Here is an 18426-nt window from a genome sequence, read left to right on the forward strand (position 1 = left end):
CATTTCACCGCTTCTCTACCTCCAGCGTCTTCGCATATCCCGTCAGTTCGAGATACCCGCGCCCCGGCTTGCCGTCCCCTTCCAGCGTTACCGCCCCTTCCCAGTACAGCGCGCCGGTCGAATCGCGCGAGTCGAGTTCCTGATCGTCGATGAGCGGATTCAGCCGCCAGCGCATTTCGCCGACGCGCACGTTCATCGCGACCGGATAGAGCGTGTTCGTGCGCGGCGAGCGCCATTGCCGCTGCGGCGTGAACTCGACATCGCCGGGGCCGAATTGCCGCATGCGGCCATCGGGCTCGCGCAGCGCGGCGTGCGCCCACACGGCGCGGCCGTCGCGGGCGCGGACCTTGAAGGCCATCAGCGCGGAGCCGTCGTCGAGATTCGCGCCGAGCCAGTCCCAGCCCGCCGCATCGGACGAGAGCAGCGTGCTCGACCATTCGTGATCGAGCCACGCGCGGCCCGTCACCGCGACGCTCGCATTCGCCTTGCCCGCCGCCGATGGCCGCGTCACGCTGCCCGTCACCTTCAGTTGCGGTTCGCTGTAGTAGTAGCTCGCCTGTTCCGGCGACCGACCCTTGCGCGAATAGCCTTGCTCGCCCTGGATCATCGGCGGCTGCGTCGGCGTGAAGGTCAGATGGAGCGCGAAGCCGGCCGCATCGGCGAGCACCGTGTAGCTGCCGTCCGCCGCGCGCGTCATGCGCCACGCGTCGAGCTTGACGTCGGTGTTGCCGTCTCTCGCGTACGCGAGGCCGAAACCCTGCCGCGCGACGTTCTGATCGTGCACGAGCCGTCCATACGCCGGGTCCGACAACGCCGCGTGCGCGATGATCAGTTGCGACGGATCGAACGCGCTCGCGCCCGGCTTCTGGCCGGTATTCGAGCGAAAGAACGTGATCTGGAAACCGAGCGGCTGATGATCGGGCGTGTCGAGCCAACCGGTCGCGTACCACCATTCCGTGCGATACGGCGGATGCGCGCCGCTGTCCTTCGGCCATTCGATCGCGTGGCCCGGCACGACGGGCGCGAACCTGGGTTCATCAGCGAATGCGCTCGCCGAAATCAGCCATGCCAGAAGAAGCCACAGGCGCATCACCAGTCCTCCCGCACGGCGCGCACCGCATCGACGGACACGGCGCGCCGTCCCGACAACACCGCCGTCGCGCAGGACGACAGCAGCATCACGCATGCGATGACCGCGATCATCGTCCACGGCACATGCAGCGACATGCTCCAGTGAAACGACTGCGGATTCACGACGAACACGAGAATCAGGCTGATCGCGAAGCCGAGCACGCAGCCCATCGCGATGCCGAGCAGCGTGAGCCATCCCGCTTCGGACGCGAGCAGCGCGAGGATTTGCGCGCGCGTCACGCCGACGTGCCGCAGCATGCCGAATTCGCGTGAGCGCGCGAGCGTCTGCATCGAAAACGTCGCGCCCACGCCGAACAGACCGATCACGATCGCGACCGCCTCCAGCAGATACGTCACGGCGAAACTGCGATCGAAGATGGTCAGCGTGCGCGCGCGAATCTCGCCGGGCTCGGAAAATTCGAGCGTGTCGCCGAACGGCAGTTGTTTGATGGCCTCGATGACGTGCGCCGCGCTCGAACCCGCGCGCAAGGTGATGGCGATATCAGTGGCGGTCGTGTCGCCGGTGAGTCGCCGGTAGTCGGCCAGACGCATCTGCAACGCGCCCGTCTGCCGCACGTAATCGCGCCAGATGCCCGCGACGACGAAGCGCTCGCCCGCCCCGCCGACAGGCAAACTCACGCGCTCGCCCACGCGATAGCCGTACAGATCGGCCATCGCTTCCGAGGCCCACACGGGCGTTTCGCCTGCGCGCCAGGCGCTGGGCGGCAACACTTCGCCGGTCATTTGCAGGGTCGCGCCGGGATCGGCCGCATCGAGTTCGCGGGCGATCAGGGCGACGGGCGGCTTCGCGGCATCGAGCGTCAGTTTCGAGGCGCGCGTGAACGCCGCATGCGCGACCCCGTTCGCCGTCGTGATACGCATTTGCTGATCGGGCCGCAAGCCGCCGGTGTCGCCGCTCGACGCCATCCGCACATACAGATCCGCCGACAGCAGATGCGCGAGCCAATCCTCCACCGACACGCGAAAGCTCGTCACCATGATCGCCATTGCGACGATCAGCGTGAAGCTCGACAGCACGCCGCCCATCGCGATCGATGCCTGGCCCGGCGCATTCGCGAGACGCGCGAGCGCGAGCGTCGCGACGGCGCTGCGCGGTTTCATCGCGCGTCGGAACACGATCGCGGTGAGCCGCGGCATCAGCGCGATGCCGCCGACCAGCAGCAAGGCGACAGCCATATATCCGCCGACGGGCGCATCGAAAACGGGCGGCGCCTGCGAGAGCGCCGCGCCTGCCGCGAGGCACGCGAGCGCGGGCCACGGCGTGCCGAGCGGCGCGAGCGCGGCTTCCTCGCTGCCGGCCTTGAGCGCGGGCGCGGGCCGGGCGCGCGCCGCTTCGAGCGCCGGCACGAGCGTGCCCGCGAGCGCCACGCCGATGCCGAGCGCGAGAAAGATCGCGCTGGCGACCGGCTCGAACGCGACGCGCGGCTCGACGCCCGGAAAATAGCCGCCGCCAAGATCGCTGCCGAAGAAACGCAGCGCGAGCGCCGCGACCGTGAAGCCGAGCGCGATGCCGAGCACGCCGCCGACGACGCCGAGCAGCGCGCCTTCGAGCATGATCTGCCGCACGAGCGACGCGCGCGTCATGCCGAGCACGCGCAGCATCGCGAATTGCGCGCGGCGGCGCACCACGCCTGCGGCCTGCGTCGAGAACACGAGAAACGCGCCGGTGAACAGCGCGACGAGCGCGAGCACGTTCATGTTGATGCGATACGCGCGCGAGAGCCGATCGGTACGGCTCTCGACGTCGCGCGTTTCGGTCACGACGAGCCGAGCGCCGAGTTCGCGTTGCAGCGTCTGGCGGAACGCATCGCGATCGACGCCGCGCGCGAGTTGCAGATCGATCCGCGAGAGCTTGCCCGTCATCGAGAAATGTGTCTGCACGGCGGCGATGTCCATCACCGCTATGCGCTGCCCTGGCCGCGTGCGCGCGATGCCGCCCGCGACGCGCAGTCTCACCGGCGACGTGCCGCTCTGCAATTGCACCTGGCCGCCGTCGCGCGCGTCGAGCCAGGTCTGCGCGGCGGGCGAAAGAAAGACGGCGTCATCGGCGAGCGCATCGAGCGATGCGTCCGGCGCGGGCACGCCGGTCAGATCCGGCGCGATGCGCTTCGCGCGAAACACGTCGATGCCGAGCACCTTGAGCGGCGCGTTCCTGCCGGGCACGGCGGCATCGACTTCGAGCACCGGACTCGCGACCGCGACGCCGTCGTGCGTCGCGAGACGCGGATACAGGTTCTCGTCGATGAAAGGCTGCGCGCCGCGCACCTGCAAGTCCGCCTGTCCCGACAGACTGCGCGCGGCGGCGGAAAACTCGTTGAAGGCCGCGCCGTTGATGAGCTGCACCGCATAGCCGAGGCCGACGCCAAGCGCGATCGTCAGCATGGCGACGAGCGCGCGGCCCCGATGACTGCGCCATTGCGCGCCGAGCAGCCAGCGCGTGAGCGTGTCGGACGTGCGGCGCGGCGCGGCGATATCGCTCATCGCGCCAGCGTCGCGGCGTGCAGCGCGCCGTCGCTCAGGATCACCACGCGATCGGCGAACGCGGCGGCGGCTTCCGAATGCGTCACCATGACCGTCGCGGCTTGCGTCGCCTTCGTTTCGGCGCGCAGCAGTTCGAGCACTTCGTGCGCGGTTTGCGGATCTAGATTGCCGGTGGGTTCATCGGCGAGCAGCAGCCGCGGCCGATGCACGAGCGCGCGGGCAATCGCGACGCGTTGCAGTTCGCCGCCGGAGAGCTGGCGCGGCATGTCGCCGTCGCGTCCGTCGAGGCCGACGGCGGCGAGCATCGCGCGCGCGGGCGCGGGCGGCATGCCGTTGAGCAGCAACGGGACCGCGACGTTCTGATAGAGCGTCAGATGCGGCAGCACGTGAAAGGCCTGGAACACGAAGCCGAGCTTTTGACGGCGCAGGCGTGTTGCGGCGTCGTCGGAGAGGGTGGAGATCGATGCGCCGTCGATCAGCACGTCGCCGCTGTCGGCCGTGTCGAGACCCGCGATCAGGTTGAGCAGCGTCGATTTGCCGACGCCCGAATCGCCCATGATCGCGACAAACTCGCCGGCGCCCAGCGCGAAGTCGAGCGCGTCGAGGACGATGCGGCCGCCGGGGTAGGTCTTCGTGAGGCGGCGGCATTCGAGGGCGGGAGCAATGGCGGAGTCGGCGGGTCGCATGGGGATTGGGTTGTTGCAAGCATGCTGATTGTGACTGAATGTTCAGGGGTTCGCCGGATCGCACTTCGCCACCCCTCGGGGTTATCCCTTAGCCGGATAGGATTGACTAACATCGCCATCGAAATCAAACTGTGATCACAGATCAAAGATCAGCAAGGAAGACATTCGTGGCACCCCGCTCCGCATCGCAACCCATTCCGCAACTCGAAGTCATCGCCACGGAGACGATGGCCACGAAGGTCTATCAGCAACTCCGCGAAGCGATCATGAGCGGCAGTTTCGCCGCTGGTCAGCCGCTGAGCCTGCGCGGCGTCGCCGAAGCGGTCGGCCTGTCGACGATGCCCGTGCGCGCCGCGCTCACACGCCTGCGCGCAGAAGGCGCGCTCGTCGACGGTCCGTCGCGCGGCCTCATGGTGCCGCCGATGACGCCTGATCTGCTCGAAGAACTGCGCGACGTGCGCGTCGCACTGGAAGGCTGCGTCGCGGAACGCGCGGCGGCGCGCATGACGAACGACGACGTCGCCGCCGTGCAGCGCATCTTCGACGAAATGGACGCGCACGTCGAAGCCGACGATGCGCGCGCCTATCTGCGCTGCAACTTCGCTTTCCACACGAGCATTTACCGGCACGGCGCAAGCGACATGACGCTCGCGACGATCCAGAACATGTGGATGCGTATCGGTCCGTTCCTGAACATGGTCGCGCCCGACGTGGAGCACATGCGCGTGTCGATGGACGCGCATCGCCAGATCATCGAGGCGCTGTGGAAGCGCGATGGCGCGGCGGTCGCGCGCGGCATCGCAAAGGACATCCGCGACGCCGCGCGCGATCTCGAAGCGCGTCTGCGCTCGCAGGAAAGCCGCTCGCGGCGGCACGCGCAAGGCTGAAGCGTAAAAGCGCATCACCCGTGCCTTGCACACGATTATCAGCATGCCTAATCGCTTGAGCGAGGACGACGCACGTCCCCGCAAAACATAACCACAAGGAGTCAGACGATGGATTTCATGAAACTGCTCACGCCGCGCGCCGGCCTGCGCGTGCTGGTCACGGGCGGCGCATCGGGCATCGGCCTTGCCATCGCGAAAGCGTTTGTGTCGACGGGCGCACGCGTGCATGTCTGCGATATCGATCCGAAAGCCATCGACGCGGTATCGACGGTTTCGCCGGCGATCACCGGCACGCGCGCCGACGTCGCGAACAAGGACGACGTGAAGCGCGTGTTCGAAGACGTCCGGCGCGAACTCGGCGGTCTCGATGTGCTGATCAACAACGCGGGCATCGCGGGTCCGACGGGCGGTATCGACGCGATCGATTCCGACGACTGGGAAAAGACCATCGACGTCAATCTGAACAGCCAGTACTACTTCTCGCGCGAGGCCGTGCCTCTGCTGCGCGACGCCCCCGATGGCGGCGTGATCGTGTTCATGTCGTCGGTGGCGGGACGTCTCGGCTACGGTTTTCGCACGCCCTATTCCGCGACGAAGTGGGCCGTCGTCGGGCTCGCGAAGAGTCTCGCGATCGAGCTCGGCCCCGACAACATCCGCGTGAATGCGGTGCAGCCGGGCATCGTCAAGGGACCGCGCATGGAAGGCGTGATCGCCGCGCGCGCGAAGCAGCTCGGCGTCGGCTACGAAGAAATGGAAAAGCAGTATCTCGCGAAGATTTCGCTGCGCCGCATGGTGACGCAAGAGGAAGTCGCAGCAAGCGTGCTGTATCTCAGCTCGCCCGCCGGCAGCGCGATTTCTGGCCAGGCGCTCTCCGTCTGCGGCAACGTCGAAACGCTCTGAAGAACATCGAGGAACATATGGCAACGAAACGCAAGGTCATCATCACATGTGCGCCGACGGGCGCGATCCATACACCGTCGATGTCGCCGCATCTGCCGGTCACGCCCGACCAGATCGCCGAGGCTGCGCTCGCGGCCGCCAGGGAAGGCGCGGCGATCCTGCATCTGCATGCGCGCGATCCCGAAGACGGACGCCCGACGCAGGACCCCGCTGTATTCGAGCGCTTCCTGCCGCGCCTCAAGTCGCAAACGGACGCCGTCATCAACCTGACGACGGGCGGCAGCCCGCACATGACGGTGGCCGAACGCCTGAAGCCCGCTCATCACTTTCAGCCGGAAGTGGCGTCGCTGAACATGGGCTCGATGAACTTCGGCCTGTATCCGATGCTCGATCGCTTCAAGGATCTGAAGCACGACTGGGAGCGTCAGCATCTGGAGAAGAGCCGCGATCTCGTGTTCAAGAACACCTTCGCGGACATCGAATACATCCTGACGTCGTGTTCGGCCAACGGCACGCGCTTCGAGTTCGAATGCTACGACATCTCGCATCTGTATAACCTCGCGCATTTCGTCGATCGCGGGCTCGTCAAGGGCCCGTTCTTCGTGCAGAGCGTGTTCGGCCTGCTGGGCGGCATCGGCGGCCATCCCGAGGATCTCGCGCATATGAAGCGCACCGCGGATCGCCTGTTCGGCAACGACTACGTGTGGTCGATCCTCGGCGCGGGACGCAATCAGATTCCGCTCGGCTCGATCGGCGTCGCGCAGGGATCGAACGTGCGCGTGGGTCTCGAAGATTCGCTGTGGATCGGCCCGGGTCAGCTCGCCGAATCGAGCGCGGCGCAGGTGCGCAAGATCCGCCAGGTGATCGAAGGTCTGTCGCTCGAAGTCGCGACGCCCGCCGAAGCGCGCCAGATGCTGTCGCTCAAGGGCGGCGACAACGTGAACTTCTGATTACCCGACGCACGCGCCGCACAGTCGGCGCGTGCTCACGCGATTAAAACTACAACGCTTACGGAGACACTTCTTGAAACGCCTTCCCGACACCGCATTGCCTGCGCGCATCGCGCATCCTTTCTGATTCCGGGAGACATCATGTCCAAGCCCAACACGACGAGCGCCGCGCCGCACGCGTCGCTCAACAGCCTAATGCTGCGCAAGCTGATGCCCTTGCTGGTGATCGTCTACGTGATCAGCTTTCTCGATCGCACGAACATTGCGCTCGCGAAGCATTCGATGAGCATCGATCTCGGCATTTCCGCCGCCGCGTACGGTCTCGGCGCCGGTCTCTTCTTCCTGACCTACGCGGCCTTCGAGATTCCCAGCAACCTGATCATGCACAAGGTCGGCGCGCGTTTCTGGATCACGCGCATCATGGTGACGTGGGGCGCGCTTTCAGTCGCGATGGCCTTCGTCACCGGCGAAACGTCCTTCTATGTGATGCGCCTTCTGCTCGGCGCCGCCGAAGCGGGCCTGTTCCCCGGCGTAATGCTCTATCTCACGTACTGGTTCGGCCGTGAGGAACGCGCTCGCGCAACCGGCTACTTCCTGCTTGGCGTGTGCGTCGCGAACATCGTCGGCGGGCCGCTCGGCGGTGCGCTGCTCGAACTCGACGGCTGGCTCGGCTTTCACGGCTGGCAATGGCTGTTCGTGATCGAAGGCGTGCCAGCGATTCTGCTCGCGTTCGTCGTGTGGAAGATGCTGCCCGACCGGCCGACGAGCGCGTCGTGGCTTTCACGCGATGAAGCCGTCGCGCTCGAACGACGCCTCGCCGCCGAACACGATGCGCAAGGCAGCGGCGGTCATGGCGCGGGCGCGTTCCGCAGCGTGCTCGGCGACCGTCAGGTGTGGCTCGCGATTCTCGTCTACTTCTGCCATCAACTGACGATCTACACGGTGATCTTCTTCCTGCCGGGCATCATCGGCGCGTCGGGGAAGTTCTCGCCGCTCATGATCGGCCTGCTCACCGCGACGCCGTGGGTCGCCGCCGCGATCGGCGCCGGCACGCTGCCGCGTTTCGCGAGCGATTCGTCGAAGAGCCGCCGCATTCTCGTCGGCGGACTCGTGATCATGGCGACGGGCATGCTGATCGCCGCATGGTCGACGCCCGCGATCGGCCTGCTGGGCGTGTGCCTATCGGCGTCGATGTTCTTCGTCGTGCAGTCGATCATCTTCACGTTCCCGTCGTCGCGGCTGTCGGGCGGCGCGCTCGCGGGCGGTCTCGGACTCGTGAACTCGTGCGGCCTGCTGGGCGGCTTCGTCGGACCGACGGTCATGGGCATCATCGAGCAGACCACCGGCCGCGCGATGAACGGGCTCGTGTGCCTCGCGATCGCGCTGCTGTTCGCGGCGGTGTGCAGCACGCGTCTGCGTCACGGCAACGAGCAACGAGCCGACGACAAGCGCCGCGTGATGTCGAACGCGTGATGCCCTGACGCTTCAACTTTGCGGCAACGTGCCGGGCCGGATATACGCGAACATGTGCGATATGTAATCCGGCTTGCCGAGCGGCACGCCGTGATTGCGCACAATCGCGTACGCGGTCACGGCGTGGAAGTAGAACTGCGGCAACGCCCAGTCGCGTGCATACTGTTCCCCGGTCATGTCGAAGATGATGCCGTTCGGCAGATCGAGCGCGATCTTCAATTCGCTTCCGGCATCGAGCGCGTCGGGCGCGAGGCTGGAGAGAAACGCGATCGCTTCCGCGATACGCGCCCGGGCATCGTCGAACGAGCCGGGCTGCTCGTTCGACTTCCATCCTTCTTCACGCACGTTCCGCAAGGTCTGCGGCACGTCTTCCCCGCGCAATCGATACACCGGCTCCTGCGCCTGAAAGCACACGAAGCGCACCTGCGCGGCGAGCGGATACATGTCCGCCGCGAGGCGCAGCGTCATGAGCGCGTCGGGCTGCGCGCCCTGCTCCTTCTGATGCGCGGCGGCCTTGTCGAGCCATGTCGAAAGACTCTTCAGCGTCTGCACGAAGGTCGGAACGAGAAGACGGGTCAGTTGCATGAAAGCGCTCCACGGGTCGAAAGTCTGCGATCTTATCCCGATGCAGACCTTTCGCGCGCGCAACGCTTCATAGCAGGCCGAACACGGCGACGCCCGTCTTCGTGCCCACGAAGACCTTGCCATTGGCGATCGTCGGCGAGATGAACTTGTTGCCCGGTCCGAACTGATCGCGCGATCCCGCCGAATTGCTGCTGTACAGCTCGATCGCGAGATTGCTCGCGTCATACGCGTGCAGCACGGCGGGCGTCACGTTCTCCACGCCCCATACGATGCCGTTCGTGTTGCCGCTCGCGGAGATAACGGGCGCGAAGCCCGGAAAGCTCCAGTTGCCCGCCGGACTCTGGCTCTGACTCGACGCCGTGGTCGCCACCACCGCGTTCACGACCGGCAGCGCCTTCAGGTGATCGCCCGCCGGGCCGACGTAGATCGTGTTGTTGTAGAACGCGGGCGCGCTGAACATCGGTCCGGTGATCGTCGAGAACAACTCCTGATAAATGTGATCGCCGTTCGAATCGAACTTGCCCATCGAGTCGCGATTCACGATGTAGAGCGCGCGCGTCTTGCCGCCGCCTATCGCGAGATGCCGGACGTTGCCGTTGATATCGGTGAGATCGGGCAGCACCAGCACGCCGCCGGAGCCGAGATCGAGGTCGGCGCTCGATTGCTGCACGGTGTCCGATGGCTCGAAGTAGTCGGTCACCTGGAGCGTGGGCGTCGGCGTGACCTTAAGGAAGCCGTTGCCGAAGTCGCCCTTGTTGGGCATTTCCTGCGCGTTGGTGGTCGGGTCGAACGTGCCGTTGCCATCGAGGAAATAGATCGACGTGCCATCCGATGCAAGACCCGCGCCGCTCATCCAGATGCCGCCCATCTCGCCGTTCGGCGTGACGTTGACGACGCCGGTCTGCTTGAGCGTATCGGCGCTGTAGCCGATGACCCAGCCGGTGTAAGGCAACACGTCGCAATGCGAGCTCCACGCCGTATAGACAACGCCGTTGAGCAATAGCAGCGAAGCGCGCTCGATGTACTGACCCGGCGTGAAAGGCACGACGCCGTTCACGCTGCCCGAGCCGGTGCCGGGATACGACGCGGTGATTTCCGTCGGGCCGCCGAAGAGTTCGGCGCCGGTCGCGATGTCGATCGCGTGAACGCGCTGGTGATACGCGCCGCCGCTGTCTCTCGACATGCCGACGACATACATCGCGCCATTCGGCCCGCGCGTGCGGTCGATGACGGGCGTCGCCGTGATGCCGATGGTCGGCGTAGTCTGGTTGCAGCCGTGATCGTCGCTGGGCACTTCGCCCGCGAGCAAGGTGGAGACGCGCCAGAGCACGGTGCCCGTGTCGGCGTCGAACGCATAGACGCTCGCGTTCTCGGTCACGACATACAGCACGTTATGCGTGCCGCCCGCTATCGGCACGCTGCCGAGATAGAGCGGCTGTGCATCGACGGCGCCATCGACGGTATAGAAACCGAGCTTGCCGAACGTCGACGCCTTGACGTTGGCGGGCGTGAGCTTCGTTTCGTTGAGTTGCTGCGCGGTGCGGAGGATGTCGTTGTGATACGTGGTGACGTCCACCGGCGTCGATGCGGACGGCGTGCTGGTCGTGGGCGAGCTTGCGTTGGAAGGCGCGCTCGCAGCGCCGCCCGACGATGCCGCCGACGGGCCCGATGCCGCCGACGCAGGACTCGATGCCGCCGAAGGACTCGATGCAGCAGCGGCGCCGCCGCTCGTCGAGGTGGTATCGGAATTCGAACTACCGCCGCTGCAGCCACCGATGACCGCCGCGACGGCGACTGCAAAAGCGACTGCGATCACGCCAACCGATAAGTGCCCTTTCATCTGCGCTTCTCCGTTTTTGGAGGGGCCGTGCCGAGTGCCTTGGCGATTATTATCTGCGACGGCTTAATTAGGGAAAAAATCGTCGGGCGGTGGCTAGGCTTTGGCGGAATGATCGGATGACGCTGTGTATAGGTATGAGGATTGAAATTTAAAAAGCGGACGCTCGGGCAGTTCACGCCGACGCGCGGGAAGGACTGCCACGCACCCTGACAGGCACATTACAGCACAGGACAGCCTGCAAGGTGAGACCGATGAAACGCCTGATCTACCATCCGACCGTCGCGCTGACGACGCTTTATCTGGCCGAATTATTGAGCCGGTCCGACTTCGGGCTTTCGGGCACCTTGCTCGTTCTCGCGACACGTTCGGTATCCCGGCTCGTCAGCGCCTGGCGCAACGATGCATTTTGAACCCGGAAAGAAGTTCGTCTGACTTAAGCGCACACCGGGAAAACGTAAAAAAGCTTAAATCGGGTAAGACGACAAAAATTGAACGGTTAGGCTTGATGCTTACGGAATGTAGGCACTGCTTTCGGTGCCTGCAACGAAAACATCAGAACCTGAGAGAACGATGACCCAAGCCAATGACGTCGTCTATGAAAGACATGTGACAAGCGCGACCGCCATTCTGGATCAGGACAGGTATGCGGCGATGTTCGTGGATTCAAACGAGGCCAAACCCATGATCGTCTATCATCGGGGAGCGGCTTTTCAGCCGTCCGTCACGCAAGTGGGCAATGCATTCGTCGCGAGGGCTTCGATTCTCGAAGAGGACGGGCATGCAACCTCGCTCGGCAATCTCGGCGCGTTCGCCAGCAAGGACGGCGCGCTCGGATTCGCGGTTCGATGCGCGACCGCCTTCCTCGACGGTGACGATCTGCCCTTGCCGCCTTTTCGCCTGACTCCGCAATGACGCTCAGGTGCGGCTCGAAGAAGTCTGAGCGCGCGCCTCGCGAAACCGGAAGAATCCGCTGCGCAGCATGACCGAGGTCCCGCCGACGCGGCTCAGCACATGTTCGGCGGCGCCTTCGATCGACGAGCGATGGCTCTCGAAGGCCTGCTGCAAATCCTCCTCGCGCCAGGACGCCGCGCCGAAGTGGTCTTCCAGCGCCTCGGCCGAAATGGTGCATTCCACGTGCTCGCCATCGGCGACGGCGGCGAACGTGAGCGAAGGGACATCGCCCTGATAGACAGGCGTCTGACTCGGAAACGTGATGATCATGCCGTTACCTCGTGGAGCGTTGCGCGATATTCCGACGTGCAGCACATATCCATTCAGTCTCAGCCATCAATCTGCGGCGCGTATTGACACAGATCAAGGCGCTTCACGAAGGCGGTGTCGGCGCGGGTGAAGCGCGCGTGAGCAACACCGGACACGTAGCGCGCCGCACGAACGCTTCCGCGACGCTGCCGAGCGCGAGCCGTTGCAGTCCGGTGCGGCCGTGCGTGCCCATCACCACGAGATCGGCGGCCATGGCGACCGCGCGGCGTTGCAGACATTTCGCGATCGTGTCGGTCACGTTGCGGGTTTCGACCATTTCCGTTTCACATTCGATGCCCGCATCGACGAGACGCGCATACGCGATCTCCAGCGCTTGCCCGCCTTCCTCGCGAACCGTCACGCGATACTGCGCCGGATACGATGAAAGCGCCGCGCTGTCGATCACGAGCACGACGCGCACACTGGCGCGCGCGCCAATGCGAATCGCCTCGTCCAGCGCGCGCTGAGCGCATTCACTGCCATCGAGCGCCACCATGATATTGCGGTACATGATCTCGTCGCCTCTTCAGGGGTTGTAGAGACGCGCAGTCGAGGATCGGGGGTATCGGCCCAAGACGTGCCGGAGTGTCCCGTTGGACTACGCGGCGTGTACGATGGAAACAGTCTAGGTTTTCAGGAGCCAACATGAAAGCGGTGTGCCCGCTGCACGGGCCGACGACCATCATCCGCACGAACGCGTACGGCTTTCCTGTCTATGCATGCTGCTGCGACGACGTGCCGTATGTCACGCCGCCCGATGCATGCACGCGAGCGCCGACACAGCGCGGCGCCCCTTCCGAGCCACGGAAACCACGGCAACCGAAACCGGCGAAGGAATGAGCGTTACGCCGGATCGGCTTCCGCACGCACGACGGCGATTGCATCCTGTCGAGGACGACGCACGTTGATCAGGCAGACCGCCAGCATCGCGATGACGCCGGGAATGGCGATGGCGATGAAGTTCTGCTGAAGCGGCAACGCCCTGCTCACGAGCAAGCCGATCACGATGGGTGCGAGAATCGCGCCGCTGCGCCCGATCCCCGATGCCCAGCCGATGCCCGTCGATCGAATCGCCGTCGGATAGAACTGTCCGGCAAAAGCGTAGGTGACGATCTGCGTACCGATCGTCGATGCGCCCGCCAGCCCGACCAGGAAGAACAGCACGCCAACCGGCACCTTCACGCCCAGCAGGCTGATGGAGATGGCCGCGAGCGCGTACATCGCAATCAGCACGTGCTTGATGTTGAAACGGTCGGCGAGCCATCCGCCGCCGATCGCGCCGATCATCGCACCGAAGTTCAGCACGAGCACGAACGTGAGCGCGGAGCCGAGGCTGTGTCCGGCGTTCGCCATGAGTTTCGTCAGCCACGAGCTCAGCGCGTAGACCATGAACAGGCACATGAAGAACGCGATCCACAACATGACCGTGCTCAAACCGCGGCCGTCCGCGAACAGCCGCGTGATGGTCGAGCCGGGCGCGGCTTCACGGTCGGACAGTGAAAAGCCATCGGCTTGTTGCGGGACGTACGACGGATCGATGCGAGGAAGAATCTCCTTCAGGCTTTCCGCGCGCTTGTTTCGAACCAGAAACGCGAGCGACTCGGGCATGTACTTCAGGATCACGGGCGCGAGCAGCGCGGGCACGCCCGCCGCGATGAACACGGATTGCCAGCCATAACGCTCGATCATCGCCTTGCCGACGAGCGCCGCAAGCATGCCGCCGACAGAGTATCCACTGAACATCACCGTGACCATCGTGCTGCGAATCTTGCGCGGCGAATACTCGGTCATCTGCGCCACGACGTTAGGCATCACTCCGCCGATTCCCAGTCCCGCCAGAAAGCGCGCAATGCCGAACATCACCGGATCGTGTGTCAGACCCGCCGCGGCGGTGAATACGCTGAAAAGCAGAAGACAGATCACGATGGCCGGCACGCGGCCGATTCTGTCGGCGATCGTTCCAAGAAACACCGCGCCGATCATCATGCCGAGCAAGGCCGAACTCACCATGAATCCGGCGCTCGTCGCCTGCACGCCCATGTCCTTCATGATCGATGGCAGCGCGATGCCGACAACGGCGAGATCGTATCCGTCGAAAATAATGATCAGCGCGCACCAGAAAAGAAGCAGCACATGAAACTTCCCGAACCTGGCTTCGTCGCATAACTTTTGAACGTCGATTTGACGCATGATGTCTCCTTGATTAAGAACTGCTTTAATTCCGCGATTTTCTTTTTCGATTGATGCGCCGCGCGCGGCACACGCGCGCGTTTCCATCGCTGCATGCGAAAGCCAGCACGGGCGGGATCGGGATGTACGACTGCGTTGACGGACTGCGGTGACGGCTTTTTCTGTGAGTCGGCCCAGAATAGGCGACCCGGTTATCCAGCGTCCAATACCGAATTGGTGGCTGGCTATACCTTGCGGGAATGAAAGGCGGCAGACGTCGCCGCGCCGCGGGTCAAACCTGGCTCAGTGTCCGCTTGACCGTGTCGCAGAGCCACTGCTGCGCGGCGGAATCTTCCGCGTGCGGATACCAGTACAGATTGACTTCGAACGTGGGTGTCGGGAACGGAAGCGGCAATACCCGCAGCCGGCCTTCGCCCGCGAACGCCCGCGCGATACGCGTGGGCAGCGTGAGCAGGAGATCGGTGGAGGCGACCGCGGAAAAGAGACTCGTGAAGTGCGGTACGCGCAAAACGATTTTCCGGCTCAAACCCATTTCGCTCATCACGTCTTCGACGAGATGATGTCCTGTGAAAGGCGCGACGACCACATGATTCGCGCCCACATAATCTTCGAGACTCAAACTCTCTCCGATGACAGGATGCGACGCGCTGAGAAGACACGAATAACTTTCGCTGAACAGCGTCGACTTTCTCACCTGACCGCCGACGAATTGCAGATTGCCCACTGCGGCATCAACATAGCCGGTCTGCAACCACTCCGCGATCAAGCCGCTGTCGATCTGCACGACCTCCAGCCCGACCGAGGGCGCAACCGTCTGAAACTCGCGCACCAGAAGAGGCAGAAACGACAGCTCGCCGAGATCGGAGAGCGCGAGTCTGAACGAGCGCTCCGATTGCGTCGGGTCGAATTTGCGGGTGGCGGCAATGGCCGCCTCGATGCTTTCCAGCGCGCCCTTGAATGAGTTGAAGAGTTGCGTGGCGTTGAAGGTCGGCACCATGCCGTCGCGCGTGCGCGTGAACAGCGGATCGTGCAGCAGGTCTCTCAGTCGCGTCAACGAATAGCTCACCGATGGCTGCGTGATGCTCAGACGCTTCGCCGCCGCGCTGACGCTGCGCGTTTCATAGATCGCGACGAATGTTCGTATCAGATTGAGGTCCGTGCTCATGGTAACCACGCATATAGACGGCATCTATTATAAGAACGAAAAAACGATGATTGGCCTTATTTCCTTCGCGCTCATAGGATGCAAGCACGCAAAGGAACCACGGCCATGAAGACGATCCATCAAGCTTGTTACGACATTCTCCGCAACCAGGGACTGACGACTTTCTTCGGCAATCCCGGCTCGAACGAGTTGCCCTTTTTAAAAGACTTCCCTGACGATTTCCGCTACATCCTCGGCTTGCACGAAGGCGCGGTTGTCGGAATGGCCGACGGCTACGCTCAGGCGACCGGCCGCCCCACGCTCGTGAATCTGCATTCGGCGGCAGGCACCGGCAACGCGATGGGCGCGCTCGCGAATGCATGGAATTCGCACTCGCCGCTCGTCATCACGGCGGGACAGCAGGTTCGCGCGATGGTCGGGGTCGAGGCGCTGCTCGCCAACGTGGATGCCGCCACGCTGCCACGCCCGCTCGTGAAGTGGAGTTGCGAACCGTCATGCGCGCAGGAGGTTCCGCTCGCGCTCAGTCGAGCCATTCATACCGCCGGTTCTGGCGCGAAAGGACCGGTGTATCTCTCCGTTCCCTACGATGACTGGAAACAGGAGGCCGCTGCGGGCGTCGACCATCTCGCGAGCCGGCGTGTCGACGTGGCGGGACTTCCTTCCGCCGCGACGATCGACGCGCTCGCTGGCACGCTCGAACAGGCGAAGAATCCTGTGATGGTGCTCGGACCGGACGTCGATGCGAGCGAGGCCAACACCCTTGCCGTGTCGATTGCCGAAAAGCTCGCGATGCCGGTGTGGATGGCGCCGTCGGCGCCGCGCTGTTCGTTTCCGACGGCGCATGCCTGCTTCCGCGGCCTGTTGCCCGCGGGCATCGCGAGCATCAGCGGATTGCTGGAAGGCCACGATCTCGTGCTGGTCGTCGGCGCGCCGGTGTTCAGATATCACCAGTACGAACCCGGCGAATTTCTGCCACCGGGCGCGCGCCTGATCGCCATTACCTGCGATATCAACGAAGCCACGCGCGCGCCCATGGGCGATGCGATCGTCGCGGACATCGCGTCGACGCTCGACGCCTTGAACGGCGCCATCTCCAGAACGCATCGTCCGATGCCAGTCGCGCTGCGCCGGCCAGAACCCGCGCCCGAGGAAGCCGGACGGCTCGCGCCGGAACGCGTGTTCGACATTCTCGATGAAATGGCGCCGCGCAACGCGATCTATGTGAACGAGTCGACATCGACGACGAACCTGATGTGGCAACGCCTGCGCATGACAGAACCGGGAAGCTACTACTTCGCCGCAGCGGGCGGACTCGGCTTCGCGCTGCCTGCAGCGGTCGGCATTCAACTGGCGAAGCCCGAACGTCGCGTCATCGGCGTGATCGGCGACGGCTCCGCGAACTATGGCATTCAGGCTCTGTGGACGGCGGCCCGGTACGACATTCCTGCCATCTTCATCATCATGAAGAACGGCACGTATGGTGCGCTGCGCTGGTTCGCAGGCGTGCTGCACGCGGACAACGTGCCCGGTCTCGACGTTCCCGGCCTGGACTTCTGCGCGCTTGCGCGTGGCTATGGCGTCGAGGCGTTGCACGCGGATTCGGGCGCATCGCTGACGGCGGCGCTACGTCAGGCGCTTGCCGGCAATAAGCCCGTGCTGATCGAAGTCGAGACGCGCGTGTCATGAAAAAGCTCGTGAATGTCGCGGACTTTCGCGATCGTGCCAAGGCCCGGCTTCCGCGCATCGTGTTCGATTATCTCGAAGGCGGCGCGGAAGATGAAATCGGTCTTCGTCACAATCAGGATGTGTTCAGGCGCGTCAGGTTTCAGCCGCGCAGGCTCGTCGACGTGAGCGCACGCAGCACGCAAACGACTGTTCTCGGCAAGCCGATGTCCGCGCCCCTCGTCATCGGACCGACGGGCCTGAACGGGATCTTCTGGCCAAAAGGCGATCTGGCGCTCGCGCGCGCAGCCGGCAATTTCGGTATTCCGTTTGCCTTGTCCACGGCATCGACTTCATCGATCGAGGACGTGGCGAAAGCCGCGACCGGCGAACTATGGTTCCAGCTTTATGTGGTGCATCGCAAGCTGGCGGAATTGCTGGTCAGGCGCGCGTTGAACGCCGGCTACACCACGCTGATCCTGACCACCGATGTGGGCGTCAACGGCAAACGGGAGCGAGACCTGAGAAACGGCTTCGGCCTGCCGATGCGCTATACCGCGAAGACGATTCTCGATGGCTTGCTGCATCCGCGCTGGTCCTTCGATCTCGTTCGGGAAGGCATGCCGCAACTCGCGAACTTCGCGAGTCAGGACGTGCAGGACACCGAGTTGCAGGCTGCCTTGATGAGCCGGCAAATGGACGCCAGCTTCGCATGGGACGATCTGAAATGGCTGCGCGATCTGTGGCCTCATGCGCTCTTCATCAAAGGCATCAGCCGGGTCGAAGACGCGCGACGCTGCATCGCGCTCGGCGCGGATGGGGTGATTCTCTCCAATCACGGCGGCCGGCAACTGGACAGCGCCATCGCACCGCTCGAGATCCTGAACGATACTGCGCGTAGCATCGACGCTCCCGTGTTCATCGATAGCGGCATCCGCCGTGGCTCGGACGTCGTCAAGGCCATCGCGCTGGGCGCGCGCGCGGTGCTGCTCGGCCGCGCGACGCTCTACGGCCTCGCCGCCGATGGCGAAGCAGGCGTCGATGCCGTGCTCGACCTGCTCAAGAGTGAAATCGACACGACGCTCGCCCAGATCGGCTGTCCATCCGTGCAGCAGCTCGGCCGCGAGTTCATCTGGGACGGCGTGGATCGGAAAGAAGTTGTCGACACAAGCACAATGCCCGAATCGATATAAAA

At 64.3% G+C, this 18426-nt stretch carries 18 protein-coding genes; 9 read left to right on the plus strand and 9 right to left on the minus strand.

Annotated elements, in window-relative coordinates:
- Positions 1-4: 4 nt before the first annotated feature.
- From NK8_RS31045 to NK8_RS31055, 3 genes are read right to left on the minus strand one after another with little or no spacing between them, the layout of a single operon-like run.
- A complete protein-coding gene (locus NK8_RS31045) occupies positions 5-1090 on the minus strand; it encodes a lipocalin-like domain-containing protein (RefSeq protein ID WP_213232013.1) in 1086 nt (361 codons plus the stop codon).
- Positions 1090-3633: an FtsX-like permease family protein gene (locus tag NK8_RS31050; RefSeq protein WP_213232015.1), complete on the minus strand. Its 2544-nt coding sequence runs from the start codon at positions 3631-3633 to the stop codon at positions 1090-1092. Before NK8_RS31050 ends, NK8_RS31045 begins: the two co-directional genes overlap by 1 nt.
- Complete coding sequence (locus tag NK8_RS31055) at positions 3630-4319, minus strand: ABC transporter ATP-binding protein (protein WP_213232017.1); 690 nt, start codon at positions 4317-4319, stop codon at positions 3630-3632. The genes NK8_RS31050 and NK8_RS31055 overlap by 4 nt, the downstream gene beginning before the upstream one ends.
- A gap of 167 nt (positions 4320-4486) precedes the next feature.
- On the opposite strand from NK8_RS31055, the gene NK8_RS31060 reads away from it, so the two are divergent.
- The 4 genes from NK8_RS31060 to NK8_RS31075 all read left to right on the plus strand — a co-directional run bounded on the left by NK8_RS31060 (position 4487) and on the right by NK8_RS31075 (position 8529).
- A complete protein-coding gene (locus NK8_RS31060; RefSeq protein WP_162070579.1) occupies positions 4487-5206 on the plus strand; it encodes a GntR family transcriptional regulator in 720 nt (239 codons plus the stop codon).
- A 108-nt stretch (positions 5207-5314) separates the two neighbouring features.
- Positions 5315-6106, plus strand: a complete 792-nt coding sequence (locus NK8_RS31065) for an SDR family oxidoreductase (protein ID WP_213232019.1) — start codon at positions 5315-5317, stop codon at positions 6104-6106.
- A 17-nt stretch (positions 6107-6123) separates the two neighbouring features.
- Positions 6124-7056 carry a 3-keto-5-aminohexanoate cleavage protein gene (locus NK8_RS31070; RefSeq protein ID WP_162070577.1) on the plus strand — a complete coding sequence of 311 codons (933 nt, stop codon included), beginning with the start codon at positions 6124-6126 and terminating at the stop codon, positions 7054-7056.
- 141 nt (positions 7057-7197) lie between these two features.
- Positions 7198-8529: an MFS transporter gene (locus tag NK8_RS31075; RefSeq protein ID WP_162070576.1), complete on the plus strand. Its 1332-nt coding sequence runs from the start codon at positions 7198-7200 to the stop codon at positions 8527-8529.
- 12 nt (positions 8530-8541) lie between these two features.
- Here the strand turns inward: NK8_RS31075 and NK8_RS31080 are convergent, their stop codons facing one another.
- Both NK8_RS31080 and NK8_RS31085 read right to left on the minus strand, forming a co-directional pair.
- Positions 8542-9114 carry a DUF1993 family protein gene (locus tag NK8_RS31080; RefSeq protein WP_213232021.1) on the minus strand — a complete coding sequence of 191 codons (573 nt, stop codon included), beginning with the start codon at positions 9112-9114 and terminating at the stop codon, positions 8542-8544.
- Between the two features lie 67 nt (positions 9115-9181).
- Positions 9182-10954: a PQQ-binding-like beta-propeller repeat protein gene (locus NK8_RS31085; protein WP_213232023.1), complete on the minus strand. Its 1773-nt coding sequence runs from the start codon at positions 10952-10954 to the stop codon at positions 9182-9184.
- A gap of 251 nt (positions 10955-11205) precedes the next feature.
- Here NK8_RS31085 and NK8_RS31090 point away from each other — a divergent pair, with 251 nt between their 5' ends.
- Positions 11206-11364 (plus strand): hypothetical protein, encoded by a 159-nt coding sequence (locus tag NK8_RS31090; protein ID WP_213232025.1) that lies wholly within the window; start codon positions 11206-11208, stop codon positions 11362-11364.
- A gap of 271 nt (positions 11365-11635) precedes the next feature.
- Positions 11636-11866, plus strand: a complete 231-nt coding sequence (locus NK8_RS31095) for a hypothetical protein (protein ID WP_162070969.1) — start codon at positions 11636-11638, stop codon at positions 11864-11866.
- A 3-nt stretch (positions 11867-11869) separates the two neighbouring features.
- On the opposite strand, the gene NK8_RS31100 is transcribed toward NK8_RS31095, so the two are convergent.
- Together NK8_RS31100 and NK8_RS31105 are read right to left on the minus strand one after the other, a co-directional pair.
- Entirely contained in the window at positions 11870-12175 is a 306-nt protein-coding gene (locus NK8_RS31100; protein ID WP_162070572.1) for a DUF1488 domain-containing protein, read from the minus strand.
- Positions 12176-12278: 103 nt separating this feature from the next.
- A complete protein-coding gene (locus NK8_RS31105; RefSeq protein ID WP_213232027.1) occupies positions 12279-12725 on the minus strand; it encodes a universal stress protein in 447 nt (148 codons plus the stop codon).
- Between the two features lie 134 nt (positions 12726-12859).
- Between NK8_RS31105 and NK8_RS31110 the strand changes: the two genes are divergently transcribed.
- The gene (locus NK8_RS31110) at positions 12860-13054 is read left to right on the plus strand and encodes a hypothetical protein (protein WP_162070570.1); all 195 of its coding nucleotides are present in this window, start codon (positions 12860-12862) and stop codon (positions 13052-13054) included.
- Positions 13055-13057: 3 nt separating this feature from the next.
- Here NK8_RS31110 and NK8_RS31115 read toward each other — a convergent pair whose 3' ends face one another.
- Both NK8_RS31115 and NK8_RS31120 read right to left on the minus strand, forming a co-directional pair.
- Complete coding sequence (locus NK8_RS31115) at positions 13058-14404, minus strand: MFS transporter (protein ID WP_213232029.1); 1347 nt, start codon at positions 14402-14404, stop codon at positions 13058-13060.
- Positions 14405-14675: 271 nt separating this feature from the next.
- Positions 14676-15569, minus strand: coding sequence for a LysR family transcriptional regulator (locus tag NK8_RS31120; RefSeq protein WP_213232031.1), 894 nt, complete (start codon positions 15567-15569; stop codon positions 14676-14678).
- A 105-nt stretch (positions 15570-15674) separates the two neighbouring features.
- Here NK8_RS31120 and mdlC point away from each other — a divergent pair, with 105 nt between their 5' ends.
- Together mdlC and NK8_RS31130 are read left to right on the plus strand one after the other, a co-directional pair.
- Positions 15675-17255 carry a benzoylformate decarboxylase gene (gene mdlC / locus NK8_RS31125; RefSeq protein ID WP_213232033.1) on the plus strand — a complete coding sequence of 527 codons (1581 nt, stop codon included), beginning with the start codon at positions 15675-15677 and terminating at the stop codon, positions 17253-17255.
- Positions 17252-18424 (plus strand): alpha-hydroxy-acid oxidizing protein, encoded by a 1173-nt coding sequence (locus NK8_RS31130; protein WP_213232035.1) that lies wholly within the window; start codon positions 17252-17254, stop codon positions 18422-18424. Before mdlC ends, NK8_RS31130 begins: the two co-directional genes overlap by 4 nt.
- Positions 18425-18426 lie beyond the last annotated feature (2 nt).

This window comes from Caballeronia sp. NK8 (assembly GCF_018408855.1).
Taxonomy (GTDB): Bacteria; Pseudomonadota; Gammaproteobacteria; order Burkholderiales; family Burkholderiaceae; genus Caballeronia.

Coding starts and splice junctions, on each gene's coding strand:
- NK8_RS31045 (WP_213232013.1), bottom strand. CDS start 1,090: ATGCGCCTGTGGCTTCTTCTGGCATGGCTGATTTCGGCGAGCGCATTC.
- NK8_RS31050 (WP_213232015.1), bottom strand. CDS start 3,633: ATGAGCGATATCGCCGCGCCGCGCCGCACGTCCGACACGCTCACGCGC.
- NK8_RS31055 (WP_213232017.1), bottom strand. CDS start 4,319: ATGCGACCCGCCGACTCCGCCATTGCTCCCGCCCTCGAATGCCGCCGC.
- NK8_RS31065 (WP_213232019.1), top strand. CDS start 5,315: ATGGATTTCATGAAACTGCTCACGCCGCGCGCCGGCCTGCGCGTGCTG.
- NK8_RS31070 (WP_162070577.1), top strand. CDS start 6,124: ATGGCAACGAAACGCAAGGTCATCATCACATGTGCGCCGACGGGCGCG.
- NK8_RS31075 (WP_162070576.1), top strand. CDS start 7,198: ATGTCCAAGCCCAACACGACGAGCGCCGCGCCGCACGCGTCGCTCAAC.
- NK8_RS31080 (WP_213232021.1), bottom strand. CDS start 9,114: ATGCAACTGACCCGTCTTCTCGTTCCGACCTTCGTGCAGACGCTGAAG.
- NK8_RS31085 (WP_213232023.1), bottom strand. CDS start 10,954: ATGAAAGGGCACTTATCGGTTGGCGTGATCGCAGTCGCTTTTGCAGTC.
- NK8_RS31090 (WP_213232025.1), top strand. CDS start 11,206: ATGAAACGCCTGATCTACCATCCGACCGTCGCGCTGACGACGCTTTAT.
- NK8_RS31095 (WP_162070969.1), top strand. CDS start 11,636: ATGATCGTCTATCATCGGGGAGCGGCTTTTCAGCCGTCCGTCACGCAA.
- NK8_RS31100 (WP_162070572.1), bottom strand. CDS start 12,175: ATGATCATCACGTTTCCGAGTCAGACGCCTGTCTATCAGGGCGATGTC.
- NK8_RS31105 (WP_213232027.1), bottom strand. CDS start 12,725: ATGTACCGCAATATCATGGTGGCGCTCGATGGCAGTGAATGCGCTCAG.
- NK8_RS31110 (WP_162070570.1), top strand. CDS start 12,860: ATGAAAGCGGTGTGCCCGCTGCACGGGCCGACGACCATCATCCGCACG.
- NK8_RS31115 (WP_213232029.1), bottom strand. CDS start 14,404: ATGCGTCAAATCGACGTTCAAAAGTTATGCGACGAAGCCAGGTTCGGG.
- NK8_RS31120 (WP_213232031.1), bottom strand. CDS start 15,569: ATGAGCACGGACCTCAATCTGATACGAACATTCGTCGCGATCTATGAA.
- mdlC (WP_213232033.1), top strand. CDS start 15,675: ATGAAGACGATCCATCAAGCTTGTTACGACATTCTCCGCAACCAGGGA.
- NK8_RS31130 (WP_213232035.1), top strand. CDS start 17,252: ATGAAAAAGCTCGTGAATGTCGCGGACTTTCGCGATCGTGCCAAGGCC.